The organism is Micromonospora sp. Llam0 (assembly GCF_003751085.1).
In the GTDB taxonomy this organism is placed as follows: domain Bacteria; phylum Actinomycetota; class Actinomycetes; order Mycobacteriales; family Micromonosporaceae; genus Micromonospora_E.
The window spans coordinates 2,791,108-2,810,370 of sequence record NZ_RJJY01000001.1 but is presented as its reverse complement, the minus strand read 5'-3'; the positions used below and the strand labels follow the sequence as shown (position 1 = coordinate 2,810,370).

12 protein-coding genes are annotated in these 19,263 nt (G+C 68.8%); 11 read left to right on the top strand and 1 reads right to left on the bottom strand.

The genetic code is table 11. From position 1 onward, the window contains the following. Positions 1–11 precede the first annotated feature (11 nt). The gene (locus EDC02_RS40230; RefSeq protein ID WP_158632173.1) at positions 12–1,346 is read right to left on the bottom strand and encodes a hypothetical protein; all 1,335 of its coding nucleotides are present in this window, start codon (positions 1,344–1,346) and stop codon (positions 12–14) included. 1,440 nt (positions 1,347–2,786) lie between these two features. Between EDC02_RS40230 and EDC02_RS12395 the strand changes: the two genes are divergently transcribed. From EDC02_RS12395 to EDC02_RS12340, 11 genes are all read left to right on the top strand, one after another. Then, positions 2,787–3,746, top strand: a complete 960-nt coding sequence (locus EDC02_RS12395; RefSeq protein ID WP_199757610.1) for a ParB/RepB/Spo0J family partition protein — start codon at positions 2,787–2,789, stop codon at positions 3,744–3,746. A 287-nt stretch (positions 3,747–4,033) separates the two neighbouring features. Continuing rightward, the gene (locus EDC02_RS12390) at positions 4,034–5,899 is read left to right on the top strand and encodes a condensation domain-containing protein (protein WP_123602071.1); all 1,866 of its coding nucleotides are present in this window, start codon (positions 4,034–4,036) and stop codon (positions 5,897–5,899) included. A 1-nt stretch (position 5,900) separates the two neighbouring features. Continuing rightward, on the top strand, positions 5,901–6,635 hold the full coding sequence (locus EDC02_RS12385; protein WP_123602070.1) for a class I SAM-dependent methyltransferase: 735 nt from the start codon (positions 5,901–5,903) through the stop codon (positions 6,633–6,635). A 75-nt stretch (positions 6,636–6,710) separates the two neighbouring features. Then, positions 6,711–9,884, top strand: a complete 3,174-nt coding sequence (locus EDC02_RS12375; RefSeq protein ID WP_148083437.1) for an amino acid adenylation domain-containing protein — start codon at positions 6,711–6,713, stop codon at positions 9,882–9,884. Continuing rightward, positions 9,881–11,152: a M20 family metallo-hydrolase gene (locus EDC02_RS12370; protein ID WP_148083436.1), complete on the top strand. Its 1,272-nt coding sequence runs from the start codon at positions 9,881–9,883 to the stop codon at positions 11,150–11,152. The genes EDC02_RS12375 and EDC02_RS12370 overlap by 4 nt, the downstream gene beginning before the upstream one ends. A 107-nt stretch (positions 11,153–11,259) precedes the next feature. Beyond that, positions 11,260–12,147: a hypothetical protein gene (locus EDC02_RS12365; protein ID WP_123602066.1), complete on the top strand. Its 888-nt coding sequence runs from the start codon at positions 11,260–11,262 to the stop codon at positions 12,145–12,147. A 51-nt stretch (positions 12,148–12,198) separates the two neighbouring features. Beyond that, positions 12,199–12,930 carry a class I SAM-dependent methyltransferase gene (locus EDC02_RS12360; RefSeq protein ID WP_123602065.1) on the top strand — a complete coding sequence of 244 codons (732 nt, stop codon included), beginning with the start codon at positions 12,199–12,201 and terminating at the stop codon, positions 12,928–12,930. 136 nt (positions 12,931–13,066) lie between these two features. Then, complete coding sequence (locus tag EDC02_RS12355; RefSeq protein ID WP_123602064.1) at positions 13,067–14,929, top strand: ABC transporter ATP-binding protein; 1,863 nt, start codon at positions 13,067–13,069, stop codon at positions 14,927–14,929. Then, positions 14,926–16,737 carry an ABC transporter ATP-binding protein gene (locus EDC02_RS12350; RefSeq protein ID WP_199757609.1) on the top strand — a complete coding sequence of 604 codons (1,812 nt, stop codon included), beginning with the start codon at positions 14,926–14,928 and terminating at the stop codon, positions 16,735–16,737. Before EDC02_RS12355 ends, EDC02_RS12350 begins: the two co-directional genes overlap by 4 nt. 209 nt (positions 16,738–16,946) lie before the next feature. Then, positions 16,947–17,246 carry a phosphopantetheine-binding protein gene (locus EDC02_RS12345; RefSeq protein WP_123602063.1) on the top strand — a complete coding sequence of 100 codons (300 nt, stop codon included), beginning with the start codon at positions 16,947–16,949 and terminating at the stop codon, positions 17,244–17,246. Then, positions 17,247–19,049, top strand: coding sequence for a hypothetical protein (locus tag EDC02_RS12340; RefSeq protein WP_123602062.1), 1,803 nt, complete (start codon positions 17,247–17,249; stop codon positions 19,047–19,049). Positions 19,050–19,263: the final 214 nt, after the last annotated feature.

Sequence of the window (19,263 nt, the reverse complement as noted above, 5' to 3'; positions counted from 1 at the left end):
GTCCTCACCTTTCAGCCTGGTGTCGTTCCCGCTCCGGAATTCCCGAAAACGGCCAGCGCACGGTCGACGACCTGCACCGTCCCGGCGAAGCCCCCGACCGCCCGGCGGATCACCGATGCCTGGGCCGAGGCCCGGGCGGCCCGGTCCGCGCGGATGCTCGTCACCCCCTCGGCGACGGCCTCGACCAGGTCCCGCCATAGTGGCGACCGCTGCGTGCGGTGTCCGGCCAGGCCGAGGATGAGCGCTTCGGTCTTGGCGAGCATGTCGCTGGTGTGGTCGACCTCGATCCGCGTCCCCACCAACGCCTGCGGAAAGCGGGTGCTGGCACCCTGCTGCGACATGAGGTCGTAGTTGGCGAAATGGCCGTAGTGCTGTTCCGGGAGCAGGATCAGTGGTGCGCCGTACGCCGTGGCCTCGAGCATCGTCGTCAGGCCGGGCGGGGAGAGACAGCCGATCGCGCTGTTCATTGCCGACAGGATCCCGGCGTGGTCGAGCGGCTTGATGACCAGGCGACCGGGCGCGTCCGTGCCGGCGAGGACGAGTATCTCCGGGTTGCCGGCGACGATGACCGGTGTGTCCTCGCCCGCCTCGGCCATCGCCTCGACGAGCAGGAGGAACACGGAGTGCACCCAGCTGACGGCCAGCTCGGGCGACACCAGCGGGTTGAGTAGCCCGCTCGTGGTGGCGAGCCAGATGTCCGGTTCGGTGGGACGGCGCCGGCTCGTGTCCACGATCGCGTCGACGTAGTCCGCACCGGTATGCCCGGACATGAGCCCGCGCCGGGCGCCGGTCGCCGAGCGCTGCACGCACGATTCCGTTGCCAGGTGGTGGGCGACGTACTGGGCGTCGTGCATGGAGACGTCCGCGAGCGCTGCCAGTGCTTCGCCGACGGTGTCCAGGCTGAGCAGCTCGGCGGCCTTCTTCTGCAAAGCGGCCTCGGACTCGACGGGCCACGTCCAGAACCAATACAGGCTGTCGACATAGATGCAGGGAATCTCGTGGAACGCCGCCCACAGAGTGAGGAACGGATCCATGACGCTGATGGCGCCGTCATAGCTGTGCGGCGGCACCGTGGCGAGATCGGTCATCCGGTCGAGTCGCTCGGTGGAATGGAATTCGGCGGCGTTGCCCTTGGCGAAGTCGAAGGCTACGTCGGCTCCCTTGAAGTCCACTGCGGCATGGTGTCGGTTGAGCTCGCTGCATATAGTCACGAGCTTGGAGGCGGGTCCGTACCCGAATGCTTCGGCACTAGCGAGAATCCGCATAACGAGGGCCTTCCTGGACGTCCACCAACGACCGACGAGGCTATTCGCAGACACTCTGCCTCGAGTCGGCGAGGTGCGCACGGGCTCGCTGAGTCTCTCTGAACCTCGGCAATCCGGTGCCTGGCGCTATTTGCCAAGGGCAGTCAATGTGACCAACTCGGCAAACGTAACCTTAATGTCGATGCTCCACAACCCTACGGCAACACCTGAAGCGTGGCAAATGTTGAACACCCTCAGTTGCTCGACGCCACGCCGCCGCATGATCGACCGGCTCTGGACGTGGCCGTTCGCACCGCTGGGTTCCCGGTCTGGGATACGGGATTGTCGCTGACGAATAGGCGAGTCCGGGTGACCGGCTGCGGAGCCCGCGGCGCGGCTGATCGGCGGTGGCGGGGACGCGGGCGTCCGAGGGCTGCCGGGCCCGCTGAGGGGGCCACGCCCGATCGGCTGGCGGCGCAGCGTCCCCTCCGGCGTGGTGTTCAACTGATTGAATCAAGCAGTTGCCCATGTCGCCTTCCTGAACCGGTGTTGCCACCGTCCGTTGTCCTCGCGCGTCACCGCGATCGCCCCGGCGTACGCAGAGCGCGGCTGTGCCAGCCGGTCGTCGGGCAGGGCATGCAGCGGCAACCCCCGACCGGGTCCTGAGCAGGGCCGCAGGTGCCCGTAGGCAGACGATGGGCGATCGTCGTCAGGGTCGCCCGGGCGGGTACCGAAGGCCCCGCTGCCCCGCCGGTCACAAACGACGGTCCTGACCCTGGTCGACCTGCCCGCAACAGCCGCATCGGACTTCGGCCACGTCGTACCCGATACCTGCTCCCGGCGAATAAGTATATAGACTTGTATCGAACGATCTCCGGCAGTAACATCATGTGTGGCAGCTCTGGTTCAGTCGTTCAGACTGCGGGCCGGGTGTGGCGTGCAGCGATATTTCACCTTGCTCGTGGAAAGCGGGATAGGTCGGCTGGGCGAGTCGCTCGGCGCGCGGAGAGACAACACGAGGTGCGGCCGAGGTGTCCCGCCTGCCCGGTCCGAGTCGGCAGAGGCCGGATACACGAGTCAATGGTGAAGTCATCCGGACGGCGGCGGGTTTGCGAGGATAGTACAACAGCAGATCGGCGTGCAACAGAAGGGCCGGCACTACAGGCGTCCATGTGAATCATCCTCGGGGGAGGGGGAAGGACCAGGCGTGTGCACGCACTCCAAGGGGCTACCGTACCGCAGCCCGCCGAGCTCCGGGCGCTACTTCGGCCGGTTCCTCTCGTCCGTGGCCGGTGAGCCGCAGGGAAATGCCGACGCCGGACGCCGGCCGACGTGTCCCGAAGCGCCGAGCAGCCAGTCGGACTCGTCCGGGGTCCTGTCCCCGGGCTACATGTCGGTCCTGGCCTCAAGTCGATGAGGATCCAGGCGACCATCGACAGCCGTGCGCACGACATCGCACGCGCCGAGGGAAGGAGGTGGGAACCGGGGGTCGCACGAGCGTCACCCCGCTGGCTGCCAGGGATCAATCACGGGGAGGTTCGATTGTCCGAGGATCTGTCTGAAGTGCAGACCTGCCGCATCCCAGTCGCGTCGCTGGTGCCCGCTGACTCACCGCGAGTTCTCGGTGAGGTCCCGGAACATGTGCGCCTTCTGGCCGAGTCCGAGCAACCGTTTCCACCGATTCTCGTGCACCGCCGGACCATGCAGGTCATCGACGGGATGCACCGGCTGCGGGCGACCCAGCTGCGCGGAGAGTCCACCGTGGAGGTAACATTTAGCGACTGCGACCCGGGCGAGGCATTCCTCGTCGCGGTCAGGTCCAACATCAAGCACGGCCTGCCGCTCACGAAGGCCGATCGGGAGGCCGCCGCGGTCCGGATCGTCGGCTCCCATCCGCAGCTCTCGGATCGGATGATCGGCTCCGCCGTCGGGCTGGCCCCGGTCACGGTGGCCGCGATCCGTCAGCGTTCCTCGCCCGCGGACGAGGTCGAGACCACCTCCCGCATCGGGCGTGACGGCCGTGTGCGCCCGCTGAACAGCGCGGCCGCCCGGGTGAACGCGAGCCGGATGCTGGCCGCGATGCCGGATGCCTCGCTGCGGGACATAGCGCAGGCCACAGGGTTGTCTCCGGGCACGGTCCGAGACGTCCGTGAGCGGGTGCAGCGTGGTGACGACCCGGTGCCGGAACGGCAGAGGTTCCCGCGCTCCCGGTCGAGGGGAAAACACCGGAACGACCTGGTTTCCGTGCCGACCCGCGACCTGAACGACCTCCTGCGAAGTCTGCGCCATGACCCTTCTTTGCGCTACAGCGAACCGGGACGCGCCTTGCTCAAGTGGCTTTTCGCGCACAGCGCCGGGCTGAAGGGCGGGGACAAACTGGCGGCGGCCGTTCCGTCACACGCTTTGTACACTCTTGCTGAGCTGGCCAAGGCCTACGCGGGGGAATGGCTGGGCTTCGCCGCTCGGCTGGAGCAGCAGATCCACGAGGACGGCATTGCCTGAACCCGTGTGCAACTGTCAGAATTTGGCAGTTGCACACGGCGCGGCCGTAGATTCCGACGCGTTCCGGCAACCCGCTCTCGAGTCCGGGAAGATCGACCGCTTCGGGGTGCGGTCGCACGGTCCATCGGGGACCGGCACCTCTTGTGTGGTGTGTCCGCCGATCCTGCTGGGCGGAAGCAGACCTCGCACCTCGGCGCCACCGGGCAGACCCGGTATCCCGGTCGTCACCCGGTCATCCGGTGGACGCCGCACGTACCCGGAGCCGATGATGAGCTGAAGGTGGTCCGATGAGTCGTCGATTCGATGCCGAGGTCGTGGCGCGAGTTCCCCTTTCGTGGGCTCAGCACTGGCCCTGGGTCGCCAACTTTCCTGTGACGCCGGAGTACCTCAAGCTGTCGATGGAGTTTGAGATCCCGCACGGCATTTCCGTGGAAACCGTCCGGCGGGCCGTGGTCCGGCGTCTGGAGCGGTACGAAGTGTTCCGCACCCTGTTCCCGATCGGAGAAGACGGCAATCCGGTCCAGGTGATCCATGCGGGCATTCCCCTCGATCTCATCGTGGTCAGAGACATCTCGGAAGCCGATCGGGAAGACGCGCTCGATGCCGCCGGCTTCGACCTCAGTTCGGAGTTTCCGTTTCGCGCGGTGATCTCGACATCGGACGGAGCACCCCGGTCTCTGTCGATCGTCGTCCACCACATCGCCCGCGACTGGCACGCCAGCATGGTGCTGGACCGGAAGATCCGGGACGATCTCGTCCGTCTGGGCTGTTCCCGCGAGCCGGACCCCGAGGCGGGTGAGGTGTGGCAGCCGAGGGATCAGGCTCTCTTCGAGTCCTCCGAGGGGGGCCGGTCGAGAAACCGCAGAGCTCTGCAGCACTGGCGGCAGATGCTGAGGGAATCTCCCCGTAATCTGGCCTCGGCCGCAGGCAGCGCCTCCCATCGGCACGAAACCAGCATCTCGTCACGCCGGACAGGTGCGTTGAGTCGCACTGTTGCCGCACGGGAAAGCTGTTTCCCGGCCTCCGTCCTGCTGGCCGCCATCGCCGTCTCCCTGGCGAACGCCCGCGGACGGTCGTCCTGTCTGATAGCACCGCTGCTGGCCAACCGGATCAGGCCGGACTCTCTCGAGTCGGTGTGTACTCTCTCGTCTGCGGGATGGCTTCCGATCCGGATCGGCGCGGACCTCAAGTTCACCGATGTCGTGCGGGCCGCCCAGACGGGCCTCGTCGCTGCGGCGCGGCACGGTCAGTTCGCCTCCGGCCAGTACGGCATCGAACGCGTGGCCGCCGGTTTGTGTCACCTGGCCGACGGTGCGACGACGTTCAGCTTCATCTCAGACGACAAGGTCGATCAGCTCGGCGACCGGCCGGCGGAATCGGTGGTCTGGACCACGTCGGGCCACGACGGAATCGAGGTGGTCATGGGGCGCGGCAACCTCTTTGTCTCCGTCTCCGACGGATCCGGAACGTTGGCGATAGAGGATGCCCGCACCATCCTGGGGGGACTCGACAAGCTGCTGACATACGCCTGCGATAACCCGGAGGCGCTGGTCGGCGAACTGCCGGGGGTCCTACCCGTGTGGCGTCCGCCATCCTGCGACTGGCTCGACCACGACGGTGCGTGGATAAGACACTCCGAGTTCCGGAATCTCCTGCTGGCCAGTCCTTCGATCCGCGATGGCGCGCTGTTCCCGGACCGGACCCACGGCCTGGTGGTGTGCGCGGCGGTCGATCCGGGGACACGGCCGGAGGACGTCCGTGACCACCTGGCTGCCCGACAGGCGGAGGGGAGGCTCCCGGTTCTGCCCGGGTGGTATCTGGTGACGGCACGAGTTCCGGAGGATCCCGGCCGGTTGGACAACTGGCGGAAGGAAGGAGCCTCGGAAGGGGATGGCATCGCGAGAGCCGAGGTGCTCGCAACGCCGGCGGAAGCACACCTGTCCGGCACCTTCCAGCGGTACCACCACGGCGTCCGCCCCGATCTCCATCTCAGCTACGCCGAGAATGAGGGGCGCTACCTCGCTATTCCGGCTTTCATCCGCGATCTGGAAAGCGCGGGAATCAGGGTCACGCGACAGCAGCTTCTCACCCTTCTGCCCCTGCGCCTGATAGCTGCGCAAGGTGCTCTCCAGATGACCTCACCTAGGATCTGACATGGATGTCGACATGGCGATGACAAGCACCATCGACGGAGTGGAAGGCTGGTTCAGCCCGCTCGACCAGGTGCTCTTCACATGGCTCCTGCGACGCCAGGGCGACGAGCCGCCGGGCGACCTGGTGGAGCTGGGGGTCTACCTGGGAAAGAGCGCGATTCTCATGGGCCGCCACCTGCGCCCCGGCGACCGCTTCACGGTGTGCGACCTGTTCGAGATCCCAGCGCAGGACGACGGAAATCGTGAGGAGTGCGAGGGCACGTATCCCGGCCTGCTGCGCTCGGCCTTCGAGAAGAACTACCTGAGGTTCCACGAGACATTGCCCCTGATAGTGCAGGGGCATACGAGAACCGTTCTGGAGCACGTGCGCGGCGGCACCTGCCGTTTCGCGCACGTGGATGCCTCGCACCTCTACGAGCACGTTTCACAGGATGTGGACTCGGTGCAGGCGATGCTGCGACCGACCGGTGTGGCGGTGTTCGACGACTTTCGTGCGGAACACACACCAGGTACGGCCGCAGCCGTGTGGGAGGCGGTTCTCCGGAAGGGACTCCGGCCGATCTGCTTCACCCGGAACAAGTTCTACGGGACGTGGGGCGACCCGGAACCGGCCCGCGCGTCGCTGATCGAATGGCTGGCCGGGCAGACCGGGATCCACTGGGACCGCCACCGGATCGCCGAGCACCGGCTGATCCGCCTGTGGGTCACCCACCGACAGAACACCAGCCACTGGTGAACGGTGCCGCCGGTCCGGCGGCTCACGGCTCGACCGATCATCTCCGGAACGGCTTGGGACACAAAGGAGCAAGCGTTGGAAGGAACCACAGCCCTGGTACTTGCGTCCGAGCGCCAGGTCGCGCTGGTGCAGGCCGTGGAGACCGGCCGCGTCACGGCCAACTCCGTCGCCTACCTGGAGTGCCGGCTGCGCCTTGTCCCCGGCTGGCTCCGGCGTGTCGTCACGGAGACCTGTGCCGCCAACCCCGTGCTGCGCAGCACGTTCGACCTGCGGCCCGGAACCGCTCCGGCGCTGGTCGCGCGGGCCGGCGTACAGCCGGATCTGATCATCCTCGACGGGACGGACGACGGGCACGGCGAGACGCCGTCGTCGCGGGAGACAGCCGCGCGGCCGTTCCCGCTCGACGGCGCCGCACTGGCCCGGATCGTCGCCGTCCGGCGGGGAGCCGGGGGATTCGGTCTCGTGCTCGCCAGCCACCCCGCCCTGCTCGACCGGACCGGTCAGCGGATGCTGATGGCCGAGATTCTGGAGCGATACACGCTCAATTTGCCCGCGTCCCGAACCATGAACGCCGGGGCCCTCGCAGGGCAGCCCGGCCCCTCGGCGCGGCCCAGCGCCGAGCTGGTTGCTGCCTGGGCCGGATCCTTCGACGGGCTCGCGGCTGCTCCGCCCGACTTCTGGATCTCGCCTGCGGACGACGATGACACCGAGCCGCCGGGTCATCGCTCGGCCGAGGACCCGCTGTCGTGGGAGGTGCCGCTGCCCGGCGATGTCGCGGCTCGCGTCGAGACGGTGGCGGCCCGCCTCGCCGTTGCCGTCCCGGACGTCCTTTTCGCCGCCCACGCCAAGGCCGTCGCGATGGCCACCGGCAAGGCCGACCTCGCCATCGGCGCCGAGTTCCCCTCGGCCGCGGACGTCCTGGCCAGGATCGCCGTCCGCCCGGGCACCTGGGAGTCCCTGATCCGCGAGGTGCGGCGCGCCGCGGACGCGGCGACAGCCTGGGCGCACCTGTCGCACAGCCGGGTGCGGAAGCTGCTGGGGGTCGCGTCACTCGTGGATGCCGGCTTCGCCTACAGCGAGCGGTCCGTGGAGGCGGATCTGCTCGACGGCGCGCACAGCCGCCTCGCTCTCCTCGCCGGTGGCCACGGTGGCGGCGACCTCGCCGGTCACGGCCGAGCGCCGTTCGAGGGGCAGGTGCTGGCCGAGTTCTTCCGGGGTCCGGCCACCGGGCGCCTCCGGCTCCGGCTCACCGCCGGCCCGGGTCTCACCGGGGCTCAGCTCGCCCTCGTCGCGGGCCTCCACGAGCGTGCCCTCCGGCACTGCTTGTCGGGCGCGGAGACACACGAGTCCCTGTCCGCGCTCTCGTCGCGGCAGCGGCAGCTGATCTTGTCCGACTGGAACGGGCAGACCCGCCCGTACGACCTCGGCCGTCCACTGCACGAGCTGATCGAGGAGCAGGTGCGGCGCACCCCGGACGCTCCGGCGGTCACCGACTCGTCGGACACCCTGAGCTATGCCCGGGTCAACAGCCGGGCCAACCGCCTCGCTCGCCGGCTCCGGGCCACCGGCGCCCGGCCCGGTTCCGTGATCGCCGTCTGCGTGCGGCGCGACGCGGGGATGCTCGTCGACTTTCTCGCGGTGCTGAAATCGGGGGCGGCATACCTGCCGCTGGACGCGGCCCAACCGGCCGAGCGTCTGACGTACATGCTCAGAGATGCACGCGCGATCGCGGTTCTGACCGACGCCTCCTACGCGGACGGGATCCCCGACGGCCCGTGGACGGTGCTGCGCGCCGACGACGACGTGCGGAACGAGCAGTTCCCGGCCGGTGATCTCGGCCGCACCAGCACCGCCTCCGACCTGATGTACGTGGTCTACACGTCGGGCTCGACCGGGGTCCCGAAGGGGGTGGAGGTCCCGCACCGGGGCGTGGTGAACCATCTCCGGTTCGGGGTGGAGCAGTTCGCCGGGGAAGGCCGGGGCGGCGCGGCGGTGTTCTCGTCCCCCGCGTTCGACATGATCGTGCCCAACCTCTACGTCCCGCTCCTCATGGGACAGCGGGTCAGCATGATAGAGGAGGACCATGACCTGCGCGGGATTGCCGAGCGGCTCCGGCAGCTGGCACCCTTCGCGTTCCTCAAGCTGACCCCGGGGCAGCTGGACGCCCTCTGCGACCTGCTGGCGCCCGAGGACGCGCGGCGGCTCGTGGGGAAGCTGGTAGTCGGCGCCGACGCGTTTCCGGTACGGACCCTGCGACGCTGGCGGCGTCTGGATCCCTGGACACCGATCTTCAACGACTACGGTCCGACCGAGGCCTCGGTCGCGAACAGCGACTATCTCACCGCCGGTGACGAGGAGGGCGAACTTCTGCCCATCGGTCGGCCCAACCCGAACACCACGATGTACATCCTGGACCGGGCGGGTGCACCGGTCCCCGTCGGCGTGCCGGGCGACCTCTACATCGGCGGGGTCTGCGTCGTCCGTGGCTACGTCGGCAAACCCGAGCTGACGCGCGAGCGCTTCGTCCCCGACGTGTTCAGCGGGGAACCCGGGGCGCGCATGTACCGCACCGGCGACGTCGCGCGATGGCTGCCGAGCGGCGTGATCGAGTTCCTGGGCCGGGAGGACGGGCAGATGAAGATCCGCGGCTACCGGATCGAACCAGCCGAGGTCGAGGCGGCCATGACCAGCCATCCGGCGGTCACGGGCGCGGCCGTGCGCGGCATCGGCGGGACCCGGCAGAACCTCGCCCTGGCCGGCTACTACGTGGCCACCGGCGAGATCGACCCCGAGGAGCTCTGGACCTTCCTCGGAACGGTCCTGCCGGATTACCTGGTGCCCAGTTTCCTCGACCGGATTCCCAAGATCCCGCTGACTGCGAACGGCAAGATCGATCGGGGCGCGCTACCGGCCCCGGCGCGCTGCGGCGCCGGAACCGGCAGGCAGAGGCGGGCGGCTGCCGGCCCCGCCGGGCGTGCAGTGGCGCTCGCGTGGCGCGATGCCTACGGTGGCTCGCCGCCGAGCATCGGTGACCCGATCACCCCTCCCAGCGGTGACCCCATCGCCGAAGTGCAGTTCGCTGTCTGCCTCGCCGGCGCGGCGGACATCAGCACAGCCACGGCGATTCGCCTGGTGAGCGCGGCCGGCACGTTCGGGCACCTGTGCGAGCAGACCCACGCGGCCATGCAACCGCCGCCGGGCCGGCCGGTCCACGCGCCGGCGGGCGGGCAGGCGGGTTCGTCCTCATGACCGAACCCGACATCGACCCTGGTCGACTGCTTCGCCGGTTACGGCACCTGTCACGGATCGGCCGGCAAGCCGGCGGCGGCATCAGCAGGCCAGGGTTCAGCCAGGCAGCCATCGATGCGGCGAACTACATCGCCTCCGAGTCCCGGGACGACGGGCTCGTCGCGCGCACGGACGCGGGCGGCAACCTGCTGATCGGCCGCCCCGGGCCGCGTCGGTGCGCTCGGGCCCTGTTGGTCGGCTCGCACCTCGACACGGTCGTCAACGGCGGATGGCTCGACGGCGCGTACGGCGTCGTCGCGGCTCTGGAGGCGGTGGGGGTCGTCGCCAGCCACCGACTGGATCTGGGGGTCGACCCGATCGCCGTCGCCTTCGCCAACGAGGAGGGTGCCCTCTTTCCCCAGGCGTTCTGGGGGTCGCAGGTCCTGGCTGGCACGCTGGACGCGGGCACCGTCCCGCTCACCGACTACCACGGCTGTTCCCTGCGCGAGGCGCTGGCCCGCTCCGGCGGGAACATCGACGCGCTCGGCACCGCCGCCTGGGCGCCGCAGTCGCTGGCCGGCTATCTGGAACTGCACATCGAGCAGGGACCGGTCCTGGAATCCTCCGGGACGCCGATCGGCGTCGTGGAGGCCATCACCGGCCGGGTCGTCCTGGGCGCGGAGTTCCTCGGCCGGGCGGCCCATGCCGGGACGACCCCGATGGATCAGCGCGCGGACGCTCTGCTCGGGGCCGCGCATCTCGCCGTGGCCGTGAGCGAGCTTCCCGGGCTCGGACTGTGCCGTGTCGCGACGGTGGGCCGGGTCGAGGTCAGCCCCGCCTCGGCCAACACGATCGCCGGGGGCGCCCACATGACCATCGATCTGCGCGACTCCAGCGAGAGGCGCCTCGCCGAAGCGGAGTCGGTCGTACGCCGCCGGATCGCCGCCATCGCCGCACGTTACGGTCTGCGGGCGGAGTGCCGCGGGCTGGTGCACTCCCGGCCCGCCACGACGGACCAGGCACTCAGGCAGACCATCTCCGACACCGCCAAGGACCTCGGGCTGCCCGCGATGGACCTGACCAGCGGGGCCGGGCACGACGCCCAGATCATGGCCGCGATCACGCCTATCGGGATGATCTTCGCGCCCAGCATCGGTGGCGTCAGCCATGCACCGGAGGAGGATACGAGGCCCGCGGATCTCATCGCGGGGGCGAGGGTTCTCCTCGGCACCGTGCTGCGCGTCGGCGGTCACGGCCGGAAGGAGTGGGATGCATCGCCGCCCAGCTGAACGGCGGGCGGCCTGGCCCGGACCAAATGAAGAGGATAACCGGAAACATATCCCCGGCCAACGTGGGCACATTGACGACCGGTGATGGTTGATCTAGTATTCTGGAAATGAAGGCGAAGCTCACCATTGTCACGCCCACGTCGGTAATCCCGACCCATCCGTCGACCGATATCATTTTGGAGGCGATTCAAAGTATCGTCGAGAATGCCGGCCTGCACGGTTGCCGGCATCTGATCATCTGCGATGGCCATCCCGATCCGGGGGAGGAATCGACTCAAGCCTACTCAGAATATCTCCGGCGCCTGCGCAAGCTGTCCGACAGCAAGGCGTTCGGCACCGAGTCCGAGGTCGTCGAACTGGGCCGGCCCGTTGGTGTGGGGGGCACGATGCTGGCCGCATATGAGCGAGTCGACACTCCCTACGCCCTGCATTTCGAACACGACTGGAAGTTGATCCGGCCCATCGACTCCGGTGCTGTCCTGGCGGCGTTCGAACGGTGGAACGACATCAACTACGTCAGGCTGAGCGTGCGCCGCATCGAAGAGGCCGGGTCGGATTCGGTCCTGAAGCCCGATGCGGTGAAACGCGAGATCCCCCTCGTCCGCACATGCTCCTGGTCTGCGAGCCCGCACTTCTCGCGGACCGAGTTCTATCGCCGCGTCGTGCTGCCCGAGGTCTTCGAGCGGCCCGGTGATTCCATCCGCGGCCTGGAGATCCCGATTTATCGCAAGTATCTGGCCGACATTATTAGATTCGGTTTCGACCGCGCCAGCGCGGAATGGGGGATCTTCCTTCTCGGTGACTTCGGCGACCCGCCGCTGATCGATCACATCGACGGCCGGGCGACAGTTCCGGAGGGCGGGACCATTCTCACCGGCACCGGCAGCAACCGGGGCCTGTTCACTTTCGACTTCCAGGTCAGGCTCCTGGCGCGTGCCGCCGCACTCCACGTTTTCCGTTCGGGCGATGACGCGGCGGATCCGACCGTGGCGTGATCGTGCCGTGGTGGACTCCCCGTCGCTGACCGGCCCGGCTACCCTCGGCGCATGGAAACGAATGCGCAAGAAAGCGAAAGCCGGAAAGCTGCCGGTAAGCGTTTTGCTGAGTCGCTGACCATGCCGTCCCCGCTTCCTGCCGCCGATCCCGGACGGCTGGAGAGTTTCTTCGACCGGAACACCACGGGGCCGGGGATCTGGAAATGGCGTCACTACTTCCCGATCTACGAACGGCACTTCGGACGCTTCGCCGGGAACGGCCCGCGGGTCATGGAGATCGGAGTCTACAGCGGCGGAAGCTTGCGTATGTGGCGGGACTACTTCGGCCCCGGTGCTCAGATCTACGGGCTGGACATCGAGCCGGCGTGCCTTGCGTACGAGGATTCCGGCACGACCGTCTTCATTGGCGACCAGGCGGATCGGTCGTTCCTGCGCAAGCTGATCGCCGAGACGCCGGACGGGTTCGACATCGTCATCGACGACGGCGGCCATCATGCGCATCAGCAGATCACGGCGTTCGAGGAACTCTTTCCCCACCTGCGCCCCGGTGGGGTCTATCTCTGCGAGGACATTCACCGCTCGACCCACCACTTCTGGGACTACCTCTCCGGCCTGAGCGGGGAGCTCCACGAGATGGCGGAGAGATCCTACGATTTTCCGGCGAATCCCGTACAGACGACCGTGGCCTCCGTAGCGATCTACCCGTTCGTGGCGGTGGTCGAGAAACGTAGCTCTGGGCTCGATCGACTGGAAGCCCCGAAACACGGCGCCGAATGGCTGTGATCCGATCCGCGAGGTCCGGGCTCAGCCGCCTTTGCTAATACTGCGGAAACGGCCGACCGATCGCCGGCAACACTGTGATAGCCTGTCCCCCGAAAATCGACAGAGGTAACTTCGGTCGAGTCAATGGGAGACCCGCGTGGCCCTGGCGGATGCCGGTCCGTTTCGAAAATCCACGGCGTTCCGGGAGCGTCGTGAACTGCTGAAATGGCTGCGCGACGCGGGATGGCCGCTGGGCCTGGCACTGTGCGCGCTGCATCTGGCCGCAGCGCTGATCCCGGCGGCGGCGGCGGTGACTATGGGTCTGCTGGTGGGGTCGCTCCAACGCCGGCTCGACCTCGGCGGGTCGGTGCTGCCGCTGCTGGCCTTCGGCGTGGCGCTGGTGGCCGGATATCTGCTGGACGCGGCGAGCGCGCCGCTGGGCTTCGCGGTGCAGTCACGGATCGACGGCAGGCACCGGGCGGCGGTGACCCGCCTCGCCGCGTCCGCACCGACCCTCACCACGCTGGAGAGCCAGCAGACCCGGGATCTGATCCGGATCGCGAACGCGGACCCGGACAACTGGACCGAGAGCACTCCAGGCAGCGCGGTGGTGGCCCAGATCGGCAACCTGTTCCGCTATGTCGGGATCATCGCGTCCTGCACGGTGCTGGTGGCCTACGCGTGGTGGCTGGTTCCCGCACTCGTGATCCCGGCGTGGGCCGGGCGGGAAATCGGCCTGCGGCTGGTCCGCCGCGACCAGCGGCGGTGGCTCGCCGGGTCGGGGCACCTGCGGCGCACGTACTACTGGCAGGGGGTCGCGATGTCGGCCGCCGCTGGCAAGGAGGTGCGGGTCTTCGGGTTCGGGCACTGGGCACTCGGGCGCAGCCAGTGGCACAGGCACGCGATGTTCGACCCGGTGTGGCGTGGCCGGCTCACGATGTGCGTCACCATGCCGCTGACCACGATGGGGCTGAGCGGGGTGGCGCTGGCGGTGTGCTACGCGGTGGTCGCGGCGGGAACCGCAGCCGGGTACCGCTCCGTGGGGATCGAGACAGCCGTGCTCATCGCCGGCGTCTCGGTCGCCGGGATGATCGGCAACGTCATGCCACTCATGACCGTGGAGGGCGCGCTGCCGGGCCTGCGCGCGATGCGCGAACTGCGGGCCCGGCTCGGGACCGCCCTGGTGACCGAGCCGGCGCAACCGCGGCCGGCCGGCGGGACGGCGGTGGCCCGCCGGGTCCGTTTCGAGCGGGTGAGCTTCTCCTATCCGGGCAGCAGCACACCCGTGCTGGAGGGCCTCGACCTCGAAATCCGGCCGGGGGAGCTGCTCGCGGTCGTGGGGCTGAACGGTGCCGGCAAGTCGACGCTGATCAAGGTACTCACCGGGCTGTACGAACCGTCGCGGGGCCGCGTCACCGTGGACGGCGCCGACATCTCCGAGGACCGGCCGGGCTGGCAGCGGCAGGTCTCGGCGGTGTTCCAGGACTTCGCCAAGTGGGAGTTGACCGCCCGGGAGAACGTGACCCTCGCCGTGCCGCAGCACGCCGCGCTGGAGGCCGCCGCCCGGGAGTCGGGCTTCGACGAGGTGCTCCGCCGGCTGCCGGACCGATGGGACACGCCGCTGGCGCGGTCGCGTACCGGCGGGGTGGACCTGTCCGGCGGGCAGTGGCAGCAGGTGGTGCTGGCCCGGGCGCTGTACGGGCTGGAAACGGGCGCCTGGCTGCTGGTGCTGGACGAGCCGACCGCGCACCTGGACGTACGGACGGAGTTCGAGCTGTTCCAGCGGCTGGCCGGGCGAGCCGGGAAGGCCAGCGTGGTGCTGGTCTCGCACCGGCTGTCCACGGTGCGTCAGGCGGACCGGATCGTGCTCCTCGAGAGGGGCGCCGACGGGACCGGAGGGCGGATCGGCGAGTCGGGGACGCACGACGAGCTGATGGCCCTGGGCGGCCGGTACGCGGCGATGTTCGAGCTGCAGGCGGAGCGGTTCCGGCAGGGCTACGACGACCGGGAGACCGCGTGAGCAGATACGTGCGGGTGTGGGCCGAGGTTCTCGGGCTGTGCTTCCGCCGGATGCCCGCGCTCACGACGGCCATGGTCGCGCTGCTGCTGATCAACATGGCGGTCCCGGTTACCACCGCGCTGGCGCTGCGCTCGGTCGTCGACGCGAGCGCGTCCCGCCAGGCGACTGCGGCGGTGTATGCCGCCGTCGGCCTGGCCCTGGTGTCGTGCCTCGCCCTGGTGTTCAACACCATCATGGACTGGCTGCGTATCGTCCTGGTCGAGCGGGTCGGGTTCGACGACGTGGAGGGCGGGATCGTCCAGTCGGTCCTCGGCATCGAGGGCATCGGGCATCTGGAGCGCACCGACTACCTCGACCGGATCACAACGCTGCGCTTCGCCGCCTGGGGCCTGGCTGACCTGCCGTGGTCGGTGCTACTGGCCGTGTTCGGCGCGGGCGAGGTAGCTCTCAGCCTGATCGTGCTGGGCGACGTCAGCCCTTGGCTGCTGTTCCTGCTGGCCTTCGCCGCCGCGCCGCTCTGGTTCGACAGCCGGGCCAGCGCGGGCATCTCGCGGGCGGAGACCGACTCGGCGGAGGACTTCCGGGTACAGCGGCACCTGTTCGAGATGGCGACCTCGGCCACCGCGGGCAAGGAGATCCGGCTGTCGGCGTCGGCCGCTGACCTGGTGTCCCGGCAGGAGGCCGCGTACGACGCGGCGATCCGGCGGCGGACGCGGGCACAAGTCGCCGCCGCCTGGTGGCGGGCCGCCGGATGGTGTGTGTTCGCCACCGGCTTCATGGCCGGACTGGCGCTGGTGATCTGGCAGGCGGCGCACGGGCAGGGCAGCACGGGCGACGTCGTCCTCACGGTCACGGTGGCAAACAGCCTGCGTGGGTCGATCGGGACCACGGTCCAGCGGACCGTCGTCGCGGCCGGATCCCGGCGGCTGCTGGACCCGTTGCTGTGGCTGCGGTCCTACGCCGCGACGGAACGGACCGAGGCGTCCGCCGGCGCCCCGCGTCCGCCGGCGGCCGGTCAGGGCACCGGCATCGTCCTGTCCGGTCTTTCCTACACCTACCCGGGCACGACCCGGCCCGCTCTCGACGACGTCAGCGTCGCGCTGCCGGCCGGGTCGGTGGTCGCCGTCGTCGGCGAGTACGGCTCGGGCAAGACGACTCTGATCAAGCTGCTATGCAAGTTCTACCGGCCGTGTGCCGGAACGATCACCGTCGACGGCACCGACCTCACCGCGCTCGACACCGCCGCCTGGCGGTCGGGCATCAGCGCCGCGTTCCAGGACTTCGGCCGCTACAACGCCACCTTCAGGGAAACGATCCAGCTTGGCGGCTTCGCGGACGACCCCGCGCGGACCGCGCCCGGCGACGCGGACGTGCTCGCCGCCGTCGCCGAGGCCGACGCGGCCGGGCTGCTGGCCGAACTGCCCGAAGGGCTCGACACCGAGCTGGGGGCGGAACTGGGCGGTGTCGAGCTGTCCGAGGGGCAGTGGCAGAAGACCGCGCTGGCCCGGGCCTGCATGCGCCCTGCCCCCGCCCTGCTGGTGCTGGACGAGCCCACCGCGTCGCTCGACGCCCCCAGTGAGCATGCGGTCTTTCAGCACCACATGGCCCGCGCCCGGGCCAGCGCCCGGCAGGCCGGCACGATCACGATTATCGTGTCGCACCGCTTCTCCACCGTGGCCGGTGCCGACCTGATCCTCGTCATGGACGCCGGTCGCCTCATCGAGGCCGGATCGCACGAGGAGCTCATGGCCGCCGCGGGACGTTACGCCGAGCTGTACCGCATCCAGTCCGCTGCCTACGCGGTCTGACCGCTCGCTTGATGAGCGAACCGTTGTCATCCAGTATGGAGAGGACCGCTCATCCGGGCACCCCGATCACGCCCGGGATGACTTCCGTGCGGTGAGACCCCGGACGCCGCCGCGGCGGCGAGTTTCGCTGCGCAACCCCCGACGTCCGCGAAAGCCGGGAGGCCCGTGTTCAGCGCGGCCCAGCAATTCCAAGGCCATGGGAGGAACGCATGACTGGCAGTCGGTGGCCCGACACGTTCGACACCATCCTGCGCCGGTATCTGCCGCTGTCGGGCGGTGCCCCGATCGCCGGCCGGTCGCTGATTGACCTGGGACTCGACTCGCGGGCGCTGATCTCAATCCTGGTGGAAATCGAGGACGAGTTCGAGGTGGAGTTTCCCGACGACTACATCAACCTGCAGACCTTCGGCGACGCGGCGACGCTCTGGGGCGTGGTCGACGATCTGCGCTCGCACGAGTCCGATCAGGAGCAGGCAATAGTCGATCTCGGCCGTCCGTACGGAGGATAGATGATTGCCTTCGTTCTTCGTATTGGCAGGGCGTCCCGCGAGCTCGACGCGGCCGCCGCCCGCCGGCTGAGCGCCTTCGCGGGCTCGCACTCGCCCGGCACCCTCACCGAGACGGGCACGTGGAACTCGCCCGGCGGCACGATCCACTGCCGGTGGGTGGCGCACGCGCCAGCGGAACTCGGCGGCATCGAGTACACCTTCCCGGCGGGTGACAGATTCTCGCTGTTCGCCGGGCGTCCCGTGCTCTGGGACGGGCCGGACGCGGACGGCCGCCGCGCGATCGACCCGTCCTCGTACCTCGGGGCGCCGCCGGAACTGCTGAGGCGGCTCGACGGCAGGTTCGCGGTCATCGACGTGGCGGACGACGCGGTGCGCCTCGTAACCGACCCTGCGGGCCTGCTGCCGATCTTCGTCTCCCGCCGGGGCGGTGCCTTCTGGCTGGCCAACGTCGCCCCGCTCGTCAGCGAGGTCACGGATCCGATCCGGGAGAGCACGCTGGCGGCGTTCGTCGTGACGGGGAACGCCACGACGGGGCAGCCGATGAGCGATCTCGTCGACCGGGTCGAGCCGGGCACCCTCACCCGGTTCTCCGCCGACGGACAGCAGAGTGCCGTGCCGCTCAACCGGGTGTCCCCCGAGGACTTCCGGCAGGGCCCCACGGACTACGCCCAGGCGGCGCGCGATCTCGTCGCGGTGTCGGCCGCGTCTGCGGACTGGCCCGGGCGCGCTCGTCACGTCCACCTGACGGGTGGGTACGACTCCCGGCTGGTCGGCGCGGCTCTGCGGGAGGCCGGGGTCGAGGTCTCGGCGACGTGCATGGCCTTCGAGTACCTGCCCGGGTATCCGCTGACCGAGGACGTCGAACTGAGCCGGACCCTCGCCCGGCTGCTGAGGTTCGACCATCATGTCCGGGACATCGGCGACTCCGTCCCGATCTACCGGGCGACGGACGCCGCAGCCGCCTTCCTCCGGGCCGGTTCGCCGGGGACGATCAGCTGGGAGGAGATCACCGACCTGCTGCTCGAATCGCCGCCGCACGCCCCCCGCCCGCTCCTGGTCTTCGACGGTGTCGGCGGTGAGTTCTCCCGCGGATCATTCGATGCTCACTGGGGTCGTGCCGGAAACTTCGATCAGTACCGGGATGCCCGGACCCCACAGGAGATGATCGAGGGGATGATGCGCCGATATGTTCCGACCCATGTGCGCTCGATCGCATCGCCATCAGCCCTCAACATGTTTCGCAAATGGTTGACGTCTTTCGTCGAGCGGGCGGTCGACGAAGGCTTCGCGCTCTCCGATGTGCCGGAATTGTGCTTCCTCGAATACTTCGGGACTTGGCACGGTATGAAAACGGTGCCGTACGACTACCGGCAGGACGGGATTTCGCCACTGGTCAGCAGGCGACTGTGGCCGGCAATGCTGAGCCAGCCACTTGAGGATCGGATGGGCGCACGCTTTCACCGGGAATTGACCGCACTGCTCGGCCCGGATCTTCACGATACCCCGTACTGCAGCCGGAGCGGTCGCTACGGGGGGCGCCAAGAGCGTGTACGTGACCGCGAGTGGCTGATCCACCGCACGGAACTCGCTGATCGTGCCGATTCGGATCCCGCAACGGATCCTATCGCGGGTATACAGCGCCGGATTATGGATCGGATACCGGCATCGAAGGATCACCCCGTCTGGAAATACCTTGACATCGATCGGGTGAAAGAGCTCCTCGACGCCGACCCGGCCCACATTCGTCACAGCTACCCAGCCAGGCTTCAGATCTGGCGACTCGCCACTGTATTGACTGGGTGAGAGTCACCCGGTGTTCGGTGACCTGTTTCCATGGGCGGAAAACGGCATTTCGGAAATTGACGAGCGGCAGCGGTGCCTATACATTGACGAAGGTCGGTCTAAAATTGCTGTCGGCCGAAGGCCACGTGGATGCTCCAACGTGGCTCCTGGTGTAGTTCGACAGGCGCAACGTGGATCGGCGCCGACCCGCGTGCGGGCGGCTGACGGCTGGCGA

Bases quoted from the DNA above. Each gene is read 5' to 3' on its own strand.
- EDC02_RS12345 (WP_123602063.1), top strand. From the start codon at position 16,947: ATGACTGGCAGTCGGTGGCCCGACACGTTCGACACCATCCTGCGCCGG.
- EDC02_RS12390 (WP_123602071.1), top strand. From the start codon at position 4,034: ATGAGTCGTCGATTCGATGCCGAGGTCGTGGCGCGAGTTCCCCTTTCG.
- EDC02_RS12360 (WP_123602065.1), top strand. From the start codon at position 12,199: ATGGAAACGAATGCGCAAGAAAGCGAAAGCCGGAAAGCTGCCGGTAAG.
- EDC02_RS12385 (WP_123602070.1), top strand. From the start codon at position 5,901: ATGGATGTCGACATGGCGATGACAAGCACCATCGACGGAGTGGAAGGC.
- EDC02_RS12365 (WP_123602066.1), top strand. From the start codon at position 11,260: ATGAAGGCGAAGCTCACCATTGTCACGCCCACGTCGGTAATCCCGACC.
- EDC02_RS12370 (WP_148083436.1), top strand. From the start codon at position 9,881: ATGACCGAACCCGACATCGACCCTGGTCGACTGCTTCGCCGGTTACGG.
- EDC02_RS12340 (WP_123602062.1), top strand. From the start codon at position 17,247: ATGATTGCCTTCGTTCTTCGTATTGGCAGGGCGTCCCGCGAGCTCGAC.